The following is an 11942-nucleotide window of genomic DNA, read 5'->3' as shown; positions in this document are numbered from 1 at the left end:
GGGTCCCTCCTTCAGTTTCCTCACCTCCGACCATATGGGGCGACCGGCGAGCGTGGCGGCGAGCGCCGGGAAGGCACGCGCGTATCCGTGAGCCACTCGCGCGCCCATGAGGCGGAGCAGGGTTCGTGAGCTCGCGCGATGCCCATGGAGCCGCATGGGGCCACCGGGACCCCCCTTAATCCGACCGGCGGCCCGGGCGACGATCAGGAGCCGGAGGGGGCCTCACCTCCGTCCGGAGGCTCGGGTTCGTCCCGCCCGATCAGCAGCGCGAGCACCTTCAGCGCCCGGTCGCCGTGGGTCTGGGAGAACGTCGCGGCACAGGCGACGACCCCCAAGAGGATCATCGACACGGCCGCCACTCCGACAGCGGTCGCGAGGATCGGGACGGGCGTCGGCTGGCCGGAGGCCAAGATGGCCGACCCGAGGCCGGCCGCCGCGCTCACCATGGGCCCGACCCACTTGCGGCTCACTGGATCACGATCGCGCTCCTCCTGTCTGGCGATCCTCTGTGCGCCACTCGACGGACATCACCCCAGGATCGCCGATCTGATCTCTTTGATACCCCCTTGTACGGCTCTCGCCAACCCCCGGACCCTCAGGCCCATCCGTCACCGGAGTCCCCGGCTCCGGGACGAGTCAGGGGTTCCCCCGATAGTGCGCCGATAGCGCCGAACGACAGGATGGACGTATGACCGAGGCACCACCCACCACCGAAGAACCCGCCACGGGCCCCGAGCCGGAGCGCCCGCTGTGCCGGAGCCGCTCCGGCCGCATGGTCACCGGCGTCTGCGCGGGGCTCGGCAGGTACACGGGGATGGACCCGGTCCTGTTCCGGGTGGGCTTCGCCGTCCTCCTGCTCGCCTCGGGCATCGGGGCCATGTTGTACGTGGCCGCCTTCCTGCTCATGCGGGAGCCCGGTGGGGGCCCCGGCTACCTGGAGCGCTGGACGCACCGCCTGTTCGACGCCGAGACCGTGCTGGCCCTGATGGCGGCCGTCTTCGCGTTCGGCCTGATCATCAACGTGGCGTCGGGCGGCATCAACCGGGGCACGATCGTGGTGGGCACGCTGCTGGCGATCGTGCTGCTCGCCGCCCACTCCCGCGGCGTCGACCTGCTGACGATGGCCAAGTCCGTGCCGGACCGGGCGATCGGGCGGCGCGGCATGACCCGCAATCCCGTCGAGAACCCGTTCGGCTCCGCCTCCTCGGGGGCGCACAACGCCGGCTGGACTCCCTCGTCTCCCTCCGCGCCGTTCACCGCCGCTCCCGCCGGAGCACCGGGCGGCACGGCCTCCGGGCCGGACACCGCGCCCAACCAGGGCACCCCGTCCAGCGAGGAGACCGCGTCCAGCCAGGACACCGCTCCCGGGCGGGACACGGCGGGCGCCGGCGTCGAGGGGGAGGCCGGCGCCCCCGCCGAGACCGCGAACCCGGCCGGGCCCGCGCCACAACCGTCCACCACGGTCCCCCCCACGGGGCCGACGGGCGGCTACCGGCGTCTGTCCGATCTCGCCAGGGAGGCACGCGCCGGCACGTACGGCTACGCCACCGGTGAGCCCTTCGCACCCCATGGTCCCTATTCGGTGCGGGAGCCGTACCGGCCCGTGGAACCACCTACGGCAGCGCCGCCGCCACCGCGGCCGGTCAAGCCGAAGCGTCCCAGATCTTTCATCGGCGGACTCACCCTCTGCCTGGCTCTCATTGTTGGAGGGGTCATGGCTGCGGTTCAGCAGTCGGGCACCGGCTCGGTCAGCCTGCCGATGATCGGCGGGGCGGTTCTCGTCACGATCGGGGCGGGCCTGCTCGTCGCGACGTGGTACGGCCGGGGCGCGGGGCTCATCGTCGCCGGCATGTTCGTGTCACTCGTCCTGGTCGCGGGGTCGACGGTGAACGGAATTCCGAAGAAGGTCGGCAGCTTCGTCTGGCACCCGGTGACGGTCACCCAGGCGACCGAGGATTACGCGCTCGGGATGGGTGAGGGAAGGCTCGACCTGAGCGACGTCCCCCTCACTCCGGGGGCCCGGGTCAGGTTCAACGCGTCGGTGGCGGTCGGGCAGATCACCGTGATCGTCCCCGCGACCGCCAGAGTCGAGGTGTACGGGTACACCCGGCTGGGCGAGGTCAAGATCGACCACAAGGTGGAGGACGGCGCCGACGTGCAGTTCGACCGGATCCTCGAACCCGAGGTCGCGGGCACCGCCGACGCGCCGACGATCGAGTTGCACGTCAAGGCGGGCATCGGGGACGTGGAGGTGCGTCGTGCGGCCTGACGCGAAGCCGGCCTCTCCCGGCGCGGAGCCGCCGGCGCCTTCGCGCCCGCGGCGGGTGCACAGAACCGAGTGGATGGCCCTGCTCTGCGGCCTGCTCTTCACGGGCGTCGGCATCACCTACATCGCCGCGCCCGCGGCCGACGCCGTCGTCATGACCCCCGTGGTCGTCGGGGGCCTCGGCTTCGCGGCCTTCGTCGCGATCATCGCCAAGGCGATCCGCCGGTAAGGCGATCCGCCGGTACGACGATCCGCCGGTGGCAGTCCGATGGTGCGGGCCCCGATCGGTCGCGGACGGCGGAACCGCGACGTCGTGCGTCCCCCGACAAGATGGCGGATCCGGTTTCGCGAGTCGTAGTGTCACAAATAGGGGTTCGCGCGGGATCTCACGCCGGCTGCCGAGATCGCGGGCCCATTCAGAACGGAGTCGAGCCATGGCGATCCGCTTCGAGCATGAGTTCACGGTTCCGGTGCCGGTCGAGCAGGCGTGGTCGGTGCTCATCGACCTCGAGCGGATCGCCCCGTGCCTGCCGGGAGCGACGCTCGAGTCCGTCGAGGACGGCGCCTTCGCGGGCCGCATGCGGGTGAAGGTCGGGCCGACCACTGTCACCTACCGGGGAGAGGCGGCGTTCGAGGACGTCGACAAGGACTCCCGGACGGTCACGCTGAAGGCGTCGGGCAAGGAGGCCCGCGGGGCGGGCACCGCCGACGCCGAGGTCACGGCCCGCCTGTCCCCCGAGGCCGACAGGACCCGGGTCCATGTGGAGACGTCGTTCAACCTCACGGGAAGGCCCGCCCAGATCGGGCGAGGCGCGATGGCCGACGTCGGCGCCCGGCTCATCGACCGCTTCGCCGCCAACCTCGCCGCGCTCCTCGAAGAGGGCCCGGAGGAGTCCCCGGCCCCGTGGCCGGAGGCCGCAGGGAGTGTCGACGCCGAGCCCGAAGGCGTCTCCCGGACCTACCGGTCGGCCGAGGAGGAGGCGCTCGACCTGCTCGAGATCGCCGGGCCGCCGCTGGTGCGACGTCTCGCGCCCGCGCTGGGCGCGCTGGCGGCCGTCGCCGTGCTGGCCTATCTGATGCGCAGGCTGCTGCGCGGGTGAGATGTACGGGCGCCCGATGCCGCCTCATGCGGAGGCGGCATCTGAGCGTCGCCGCGCGGGAGACTCCGAGAAGCCAGGGAATGCTTCAGGGAGACCGGCCCGCCGCTGTGAACGCGGTGTGTTGTCGTGGGCCGGCGTGCTCCCGCGCGGGAGGCGTCAGCGGGCGACGAGCTCGCGGGTCCGCTGCTGCGGCAGCCCGGCCAGCCTGCGCTGGCCGTCGGTCAGCAGCGCCGCGACGGGGCCGGGCTCACGGAGCCGGCTGAACCGGTCGCGGTTGTACTTGCGCAGCCGCGCCGACTTGCGCTTGGACGCGGCGTCCTTGTACGCGGCCACGTGCTGGCGCTCGGCCTTGGGCGCGCCGCTGAGCTCGTACCCGTGGTGGGTCAGCCGCTCGCTCAGAACGTCCTCGCACAGGGCGATCTCCCACGGTTCGAGCCGGGACGCCCAGCTACCCGAGCGGGCCGTGGTCACCTCTCCGTGGGTGTTGTGGTGCCACACCTTGTGCTTGGGCACGGCCACCTCGGCCATGTGCTGGGGCTCGCACATCGCCGGATCGAAGTCCTCCCCGATGAACGTGCACAGCTTCCTGAGCTCGCCCTCCGGGTCGGCCGTCAGGTCTTCGTAGCGGAGCTGGTAGAAGGCGTCTGCCGGCAGCTTGCGCGCGTGGCGGCGGCCGAAGTCGACGGCCTCCGCCCAGTTGGCCATCGCGTGGATGCTGTCCGGCTTGTACCAGGGCATCTCCTTCAGGGAGGCGACGCAGTCGCGCCCGTCCCTGATGATGTGCACGAACTGGGCGTCGGGGAACATGCGCGTGAGGATCTCGACGTGCCGGTAGTAGCTGGGCCGCTTGTCGCCCCAGCGCGGCTTGCCGAACCGCTCGGCGTAGGACTTGAAGACCATGCCGGTGACCGAGCCGAGGCTGCCGGGGCCGAGCATGGCGGCCTGGATGTACTCGGCCGGGTCGAGGCCCAGCTCGCGGAATTTGGTGTTGCGCCCGTTGGCGATCCACTTCGCGAGCTTGCGACGGTTGTCGGCCAGCCGCATGTCGCCGTACATCCTGCGCGAGAAGTACGCGGGCCCCAGGAAGCGGGTCTCCGGCGGTACGGCTATGCGGTGGTGGGAGTGCAGCATGAGCTGCAGCATCGTGGTGCCCGAACGCGGGCAACCGACCACGAATAGCGGTCTGTCGGACTGCATGAGATCAATCCCCCGTGATGTGAGTTAAAAGGCGTGATGGCGGGCCGCCGCCCCCGTGGAGGCGGCCTGCCGCTCGTGTGCCGGGTGTGAGGCTCCGGCACGCGGTGTATCGATCGGCGGGTCAGACGAGGATCTTGGCCTTCTCCTGCACGCGCTTCGGTACCTGGCGCGAGGCCAGCCAGACGCGGTAGATGAGGCTGATCTCGAACGCCAGCAGCAGCGCGCTCGCACCGATCGACGTGGGCACGAACGCCCAGGAGCCGAGCAGCGGGGCGACGACGAACACGGCCGCCTCGAACTCGATCCCGCTGAAGAAATGTGTGCGCACGCGGTACTTGACAAGTGCGAGACGGAAACGGTCGTACCAGGGGAAACGGGCATGGAAGGCCTTCTGCAGGTCGACGACCGCCTGGCCTTCGGTTTGACTCTCCTCGACCTCCCGGACCGCCGTGGTCGCGTCCAGCTCCGGCCGAGCCTTGATCACGTCCTCGACGAAGACGACCTGCGTCTGAGTCCTCGCCTTGGCCAGTGCGCGAGTGGCGTCCTTGACCTTCTTGAGCTGCGGCCCGTTGATGTAGCGGAAGAAATCGAGGAGAACCACGCCCACGCCCGCGACCAGGAAGGCGTGGTCCCCCGTGCGTGAGTACTCGCCGACGCCGAGCCCGAAGGCACAGCAGGCGAACCTGATCCGATCGCCGACGAAGTCGAGCCAGAGGCCGAACGGCGTGCCGGTTCCCTTCAGACGGGCGATCTTCCCGTCCATGCAGTCGACCAGGAAGCTCAGGTAGAACAGCACCGCTCCGAGAACCAGCTCGCCCATGCCGAACGCGGCCACGGAACCGAAGCCGATGAACATCGACAGCGCCGTGAGCGCGTTAGGCGTGAGCGAGGTGTGGTTCGCGACGAGCAGCGCGATCCTGCAAGCGATCGGGTCGACCATGAAAACGGTCCACCATGCGTCCCTCGACTTACGAGTTGCGAGTATGTCGTCCAGCGTGTAGCGCCCCATGCAGGTAAGAATGACTACAGTGAGTAGTGAGTAGCCCGCACTTCGAGAACAGGTAGGGCATCTCATTGCCACTTCTTGACTGTTCCCCCGACCTGGGTAAACCGTCCGCCAACGCGGATGGCCGTCGGTTACAGTCCGTGTCCGGGGGGAGATCATGCCGGTGATTACGTTGTATCGGCAGCTGCAGGAGCGGCTGCCATCGTGGGAGACCACACCGCGGTCGGCTCTGATCCGCGAGGACGCCAGTCCGCTTCAGGCGCAGCGGGAAACCTTGGACATCGTTTGCACGCTGCTTTCCGCCGCCAAGGTGCCCTACTTCTGCGTCCGTCCCATGCCTGGCCACCCGCCGGTCGTCGCCGTCTCGCAGCGTGACCGCAAGCGGGCGCTCACCGCCCTCGCCTCGAGCGGCAGGCCGCTGCTCGCCGCGCGCCTGCCGTACGGCAAGCACGCCAGGGGCCTGGCACCCGATGAGATCGGCCGGCTGCGACCGCTGAAGCGGGCGGCGGCGATGCTGAACGACGCGTGGGCCATACGGGTGGGCATGTTGTTCGCCAGCCCGTCACGGACGTTGACGCTCGGGCCGGAGCACGGCTGCGACCTGGAGTTCTGGGCCAAGCAGAAGAACCTGCTCGTCGCGCCGAGGGCGAACCCCGCGTGCGCGGTGGTGCCGGCCAAGGGCGAGATCGTCGAGGGCGGCGAGGAGCTGTTCAACCCGCTCGTGTCCGCCGGGCAGGGTGTGCGGACCTACCGGACGCGGCGGGAGTTCACCCGGCGCCTGGTCGACGACATCGACTTCCCGATCGACGCGGTCTACACCTGGGTCGACGGCTCGGATCCCGCGTGGCGATCACGCAGGGACCAGGCCCTCGCCGAAGGATCCGACGGCGGCCCGTCCGGCGCCCTCAGCGAGATGGCCACGACCGAGGCCCGTTTCACCAGCAGGGACGAGTTGCGCTACTCGCTGCGCTCGTTGCTCACCTATGCGCCGTGGATCAACCGCGTGTGGATCGTGACCGACGGGCAGACGCCGCCCTGGCTCGACACGTCGCATCCCAGGATCCGGGTGGTGGAACACAAGGAGATCTTCAACGATCCTTCGGTGCTGCCGGTCTTCAACTCGCACGCGATCGAGACCCAGCTGCACCACATCGACGGGCTGGCCGAGCACTTCCTCTACCTGAACGACGACTTCTTCCTGGGCCGGCCGCTCGCGCCGCGGATGTTCTTCGAGGGAAACGGGATCACCCACTTCTTCCCCAGCCTGGCGCACGTGCCGTTCGGCGAGCCCGAGGGCGAGGAGTCTCCGGTGCACGCGGCCGGCATCAACAACCGGCGCATGCTGGAGGACATCTACGGGCGGACGCTGACGCGCAAGCTCAAGCACGTGCCCTACGCCCTGCGCCGCACGGCCATGTTCGAGCTCGAGGAGCGGTTCAGCGACGAGTTCGAGGCGACGGCGTGCAGCAAGTTCAGGAGGACCTCCGACATCTCGGTCACGTCCTCGCTGGCGCACTACTACGGCTACCTGAACGGCAGGGCGGTGCCCGGCACCGTGGAATACACCTACGTGGACCTGTCGCTCCGCAAGACCCCGGCCAAGCTGCGCCGCATGCTGGCCCGGCGCAAGCACGACGCCTTCTGCCTGAACGACACCGCGCCGACCACCCCGGAGCAGGACGCGCTCCTGGGCCGGTTCCTCGAGGCCTACTACCCGATGCCCACGCCCTTCGAGCTCGCCTGAGCCTCCGTTCGGACTCCCGCCGGAGCCGCGGAGGCCACATCGGGCCGCCGTTCATAGCGCACGACGAAGAACCCGCGTGATGCCCACCGGCCCGTCGGCGTGTAGGAGCCGTTCAGGATGTCGATCTGCCAGTTCCGGGTCTTCCCGGTGTGACCGACCACCCAGACGGTGGGGATGGCGGTGAGACGGTCGGCCAGCGCCAGGCGCCCGACGTGGCGGCCGGCGAAGGTGCCGTCTCGGCGCGGCGACCTGGACAGGGCGACGTCGTCCAGGCGCGCGAAGACATCCGGGTACACGAGCTCGTACTTCCTGACCTTGCCGGGGACGAACATCACCCCGTCTCCCGGCCGCGCCGTGGACGCGAGCACCGCCGCGATGGGCTCGGGGTCGTCCTGCCTGCCGTCGGCCCCGCGCGTCGCGATCTGCCCCGGGACCGACAACCCGAACGCCACGCAGACGAGCGCGACGGCGGCCTTCCAGGGAAGCGCGGCCAGCCCCGCTCCGGCGAGGAGCGCGGCGGCGGGCACGCTGGAGAAGACGTACCGGAAGACGTAGACCGGATGCGCCGCCCACGAGGCGGCGAACAACACGAGCGGCGGGATCAGCAGCCAGGGCAACGCCAGCCGGGTCAGCTCGGTCGACCGCGCGCGGGTCGCCACGCCGTGGCGGGCCCGTCTGGTCCGCCGGACCTGGCGGGTGAGTCCGAAGATCGCGAGACCCCAGGCCAGGGGGGCGACTCCCGCCCACGCGGGGGTCAGCGCGCCGAGATCCCCGAAGAGCTGGACGGCGAGCATCCCTACGTCTCCCGCGTCAGGTGCGGAGATCCAGCCGATCTGGGCGCTCTGCTCGGATGCGAGCAACGCGAGTGGAACCGTCGCGGCCAGGGCCAGGAGGGCGGCCGCGGCCCATCTCCCCAGGGGCCCCCGCGACCAGGCGACGTAGACGCCGTGGGCTCCCACCACGAGGAGCGCGAACAGGTTCAGGAAGGCCAGGATCGCGAGGGCCGTGCCGTACAGGAGGAAGGCCATCCTCGACGGTTCCCGGACCGCACGCAGGAGCAGCAGGGTCACGCCGACCGTCGCCGCCATCGTCATCGGGTACGGCCTGGCCTCCTGCACATAACGGGAGAAGACCGGCGTCATGGCCATCAGGGCCCCGCCGTACAGACCGGCTCGCGGGTCGCCGAGCGCCCGCCCGAGCGCCCCCACGCCCGCGGCGGCGAGCACTCCGGCCAGCACGGAGGGCAGGCGCAGCGCCAGCTCGCCGGTCCCGAACACCACGGCGACGACGTGCATGATCGCGTAGTAGAGGCCGTGCACCGCGTCGACGCCGCTCAACAGGTGCGCGAGCTGGGACGGCGTCCTGGTCACCGCGCTGACCGTCGCCGCCTCGTCCCGCCAGACAGGCGGTCCGCCCAGGTCCCACAGCCCGGCGACGAGCGCCAGCACGGCCGGTACGGCGACGCAGGCGCCCGGGCGGGGGACGGACAGGCGCGCCACCCGGGGGAGGACGAGGTTCATGTCAGCATCCTGGAGACCACTCGTTCGGAGGCGTGGCCGTCGTCCCACGGGCAGAAGGCAAATCGGAAATCGTCGTATCTGACCTTGTAGGACGATGGGTCGCCATATTTCAGGGCTTGGATGACCTCGTCGGATGTACGGACGATCGGCCCGGGGGCGTCGGCCTCGAAGTCGAAGTAGAACCCGCGCACCTCGTCGCGGTAGCGCTCGAGGTCGTAGGTGAAGAACACCATCGGCCTGCCCGTGCAGGCGAAGTCGAACATGGCCGACGAGTAGTCGGTGACGAGCACGTCCGCGGCGGCCAGCAGGTCGGCCATATCCGGAAATCTCGAGACATCGATGGCGCCGGGTGGGACGGTCATCCGGTCGGCCACCAGGTAGTGCGCCCGCACCAGCAGCACGTGGTCCTCGCCCAGAGCCGCCATGGCGCGATCGACGTCGAGCCGCAGCCGGAGGTCACCCTCCCCCGCCGGTTCGCCGTCCCGCCACGTGGGCGCGTAGAGGACGATCCGCTTCTCCTCGGGGATGTTGAGGAGGCGGCGCACACGCGGGCCGTGGCCCTGGCGGAAGAGCACGTCGTTGCGGGGGTAACCCGAGTTCACCACCTCCCCCCGGTAGCCGAAGGCGCTTCGCAGGATCGGCGTGGAGAACGGGTTGGGCGAGACCAGCACGTCCCACATCGCGGCGTAGCGCTCCAGATCGCCGTCCAGATCCCGCTGCGCGTACGGCATGGCGCCGATGTCACGGCCCAGGCGTTTGAGCGGTGTGCCGTGCCAGGTCTGCACGAACAACTGGCCCGGACGCTTGCGGTACCAGCTGGGCTGGGTCCTCCTGTTGGCCACGACGAAACGGCTGGTGCGCAGGGCGTGCTCGTGTTCGCGGGAGCCGTACAGGACCGTGCGGACGCCCGCAGGCGCGGTGAACTGCCCGTCCCGGGTGACCCAGATCAGCTCCGTGCCGGGGCTGCGGCGCGCGAGCTCCTCGGAGATCGCCCTCGGGTTGCAGGAGTACTGGCCGCCCCCGTAGCTGTCGAACAGCGCGGCGTCCCCGAGCCGGCGGCCGTCGCGGACGAGGACACCGCCGAGAAGGCCGCCCCTGAGAAGGCCCCCGTTGAACGCGCCGCCGTAGGACGTCCCGCCGTCAGACGCGCCGCGGTGAAACGCGCCGTCGCGGAACACGCCGCGCCCGCGCCGCCGCAGGGTCGCGTAACGGCCGCGCTCGCCGGGCCCCAGCGCGGGCCTGACAGCCAGGCTGAGCTCCCTGGCCAGGTTGGTCCTGAAGGAGATCTCGTGGAGTGGGGTCGTGTGCGGCCCCGGCAGTTCCGCCACCAGATCCGGGGTCAGCCTCAGGCGCCGTCCACCGGTCGACACCCGCCATGTCCCGCTGCGCAGGGGCAGTCCCCCGGACGTCCTGCCGATCGTCGCCGTCCAGCGGTCGCCGTCGCGGCGCAGTGGCCACTCGTGGCGTTCCGGCCCGCAGGTCGTCACGATCCGGTCGCCGTCGCCGTCGCCGTCGCAGTCACCGTCGCCACCCCCCGTTCCGGACAGGACCAGCTCGTGCGCGCCGGTCCACTCGACCACGGTCACCTGATCCCCCACGTACGGTGCGGGAGCCGGCTGAGCGGCCGCCCTGAGGATCAGCCCGTCCTCCCGGGTGAGGGTCACCCGCACTCCGCCGGTCCGGAACGTCCGCTCGCCCGCGTATCGGCCGCCTGCGGCACTGCCGGAGCGGGTCACCCCGCGGGCGGAGACGAGCACGTGCAGCGTCCATCGGCCGGGAGGAAGGACATGCACGGCCACCTCGGTCGCGAAGCCCGACCTGTCATGGCAGGCGGCGGACTGCCGGGAGTCCGCGGTCACGTCCGGTCGCGGGACCCGCCTGACCGGCAGCCCGATCCGCTCGTCCCCACGCTGGAGCCAGAGCTCCACGTGGCTGCGCCGGCTGCCGAGATGGGCGATGTAGGCGTGCCCCTCGACCCGCACCACGCCGTCGCCACCGGTTCGCACGTCGTCGACCCTGGCGTGGAGCTCGAAGTCGTGCTCCGCCGAGTGGACCTCGTCAGGGATCCTGTCGTCGTACAGGAAGGGGTAGTCGAGGAACCAGCGGGGCCGTAACAGGCCCCGCCTGACGACGCCGCGGTCCATGATCTGCTCTGCGGCGAATCGCTGGACCTCCGACAGCTCCTTCGCCATGCCCCGCGTGAGCAGGAAGAACACGAGGCGCCTGAGCGCGGTGAGACCGTCGGCGGCGTGCGGGTGCGCCTCCACGAGGGCGGGAGCGAGGGTCCACAACCCGCCGAGGTCCCTCTGGACGACGGCGGCGTCGAGGACCTCGGTGAGGGCCTCCTCCACCTCCCTGTCCCAGCGTCGTCTCAGCCGGGGATCGCGCCGATCCAGGAGCGCGGAGATCTCCACCATGGCCGCCAGCCGCCGTACGGGGTCGACGGGTTCGTCGTCCGCCGCGCGGCACAGCCGTACGACGTCGCCCAGCACGTCCGTCGACCGGGACAGCACGTGCGCGGGCACGGCGACCGGGAAGTCCACGGGCATGCCGTCGGGGAACCGGAATCGGTGTTCGTCCCAGAACGCGCGGCGGAAGACCTTGTTCGCCACCGATCGGTCATGGATCAGCCGGGGAAGCCTCGTGACGTGCGTGCGCGGGACATCGGCGCCGCCGGTCCCCTCGGCGGCGAGCCAGGCGCATTCCTCGACGGCCGGCGTCCGTCCCTCGGGCAGCGGAGCGGACCTGCCACAGGCCAGATCCGATCCGGTGGCCTCGAGACTCCCCACGAGCGTCCGGTAGGCCCCGGCGGGCACGACGGAATCGACGCCGGCGAAGGCCAGGTAGGCCCCCGTCGCCCGCTCCGCTCCGGCGTTCCGCGCCGTGCCCGCGTCGCGGCCCTCCGGCACGACGACGGACGACCACCGATCCCGTACGGCTCCCGCCGCAGGACCGGCGAGGACGATCTCGATCCCCGTGAGGGTCTGCTCCCTGAGCGAGTCGAGGCACTCCTCGAGGTGCTCCTCCCCGCCCAGGACGGGCACGATCACCGACAGCACGGGGGGCACGCGGGCAGGCAGCGGCCGGCACGCGGGTGCATGGTCCATCG

Annotated in this window: 9 protein-coding genes; 4 read left to right on the top strand and 5 right to left on the bottom strand. The window is 70.8% G+C overall.

The window, feature by feature from the left end; genetic code table 11:
- Positions 1-203: 203 nt before the first annotated feature.
- Positions 204-470: a hypothetical protein gene (locus Psi02_RS17870; RefSeq protein WP_203975452.1), complete on the bottom strand. Its 267-nt coding sequence runs from the start codon at positions 468-470 to the stop codon at positions 204-206.
- 218 nt (positions 471-688) lie between these two features.
- Between Psi02_RS17870 and Psi02_RS17865 the strand changes: the two genes are divergently transcribed.
- From Psi02_RS17865 to Psi02_RS17855, 3 genes are all read left to right on the top strand, one after another.
- Positions 689-2269, top strand: coding sequence for a PspC domain-containing protein (locus Psi02_RS17865; protein WP_203975450.1), 1581 nt, complete (start codon positions 689-691; stop codon positions 2267-2269).
- Complete coding sequence (locus tag Psi02_RS17860; protein ID WP_203975595.1) at positions 2259-2495, top strand: hypothetical protein; 237 nt, start codon at positions 2259-2261, stop codon at positions 2493-2495. Before Psi02_RS17865 ends, Psi02_RS17860 begins: the two co-directional genes overlap by 11 nt.
- A gap of 205 nt (positions 2496-2700) precedes the next feature.
- Complete coding sequence (locus Psi02_RS17855) at positions 2701-3366, top strand: SRPBCC family protein (protein ID WP_203975448.1); 666 nt, start codon at positions 2701-2703, stop codon at positions 3364-3366.
- Between the two features lie 156 nt (positions 3367-3522).
- Here the strand turns inward: Psi02_RS17855 and Psi02_RS17850 are convergent, their stop codons facing one another.
- On the bottom strand, positions 3523-4563 hold the full coding sequence (locus tag Psi02_RS17850; protein ID WP_203975446.1) for a sulfotransferase family protein: 1041 nt from the start codon (positions 4561-4563) through the stop codon (positions 3523-3525).
- A gap of 121 nt (positions 4564-4684) precedes the next feature.
- Entirely contained in the window at positions 4685-5572 is an 888-nt protein-coding gene (locus tag Psi02_RS17845) for a CDP-alcohol phosphatidyltransferase family protein (RefSeq protein ID WP_203975444.1), read from the bottom strand.
- A gap of 160 nt (positions 5573-5732) precedes the next feature.
- Here Psi02_RS17845 and Psi02_RS17840 point away from each other — a divergent pair, with 160 nt between their 5' ends.
- The gene (locus Psi02_RS17840; protein ID WP_203975442.1) at positions 5733-7313 is read left to right on the top strand and encodes a stealth family protein; all 1581 of its coding nucleotides are present in this window, start codon (positions 5733-5735) and stop codon (positions 7311-7313) included.
- On the opposite strand, the gene Psi02_RS17835 is transcribed toward Psi02_RS17840, so the two are convergent.
- Positions 7280-8833 (bottom strand): glycosyltransferase family 39 protein, encoded by a 1554-nt coding sequence (locus Psi02_RS17835; protein ID WP_203975440.1) that lies wholly within the window; start codon positions 8831-8833, stop codon positions 7280-7282. The genes Psi02_RS17840 and Psi02_RS17835 overlap by 34 nt on opposite strands.
- Positions 8830-11940 carry a bifunctional glycosyltransferase/CDP-glycerol:glycerophosphate glycerophosphotransferase gene (locus Psi02_RS17830; protein ID WP_203975438.1) on the bottom strand — a complete coding sequence of 1037 codons (3111 nt, stop codon included), beginning with the start codon at positions 11938-11940 and terminating at the stop codon, positions 8830-8832. Before Psi02_RS17830 ends, Psi02_RS17835 begins: the two co-directional genes overlap by 4 nt.
- Positions 11941-11942: the final 2 nt, after the last annotated feature.

Origin of the sequence: Planotetraspora silvatica (genome assembly GCF_016863315.1) — a bacterium.
GTDB lineage: Bacteria > Actinomycetota > Actinomycetes > Streptosporangiales > Streptosporangiaceae > Planotetraspora > Planotetraspora silvatica.
This window is presented reverse-complemented; position numbering and strand designations above follow the sequence as displayed.

Excerpts from the sequence above, each read along its gene's own strand:
- Psi02_RS17850 (WP_203975446.1), bottom strand. The coding sequence starts at position 4,563 with ATGCAGTCCGACAGACCGCTATTCGTGGTCGGTTGCCCGCGTTCGGGC.
- Psi02_RS17835 (WP_203975440.1), bottom strand. The coding sequence starts at position 8,833 with ATGAACCTCGTCCTCCCCCGGGTGGCGCGCCTGTCCGTCCCCCGCCCG.
- Psi02_RS17830 (WP_203975438.1), bottom strand. The coding sequence starts at position 11,940 with ATGGACCATGCACCCGCGTGCCGGCCGCTGCCTGCCCGCGTGCCCCCC.
- Psi02_RS17855 (WP_203975448.1), top strand. The coding sequence starts at position 2,701 with ATGGCGATCCGCTTCGAGCATGAGTTCACGGTTCCGGTGCCGGTCGAG.
- Psi02_RS17865 (WP_203975450.1), top strand. The coding sequence starts at position 689 with ATGACCGAGGCACCACCCACCACCGAAGAACCCGCCACGGGCCCCGAG.
- Psi02_RS17845 (WP_203975444.1), bottom strand. The coding sequence starts at position 5,572 with ATGGGGCGCTACACGCTGGACGACATACTCGCAACTCGTAAGTCGAGG.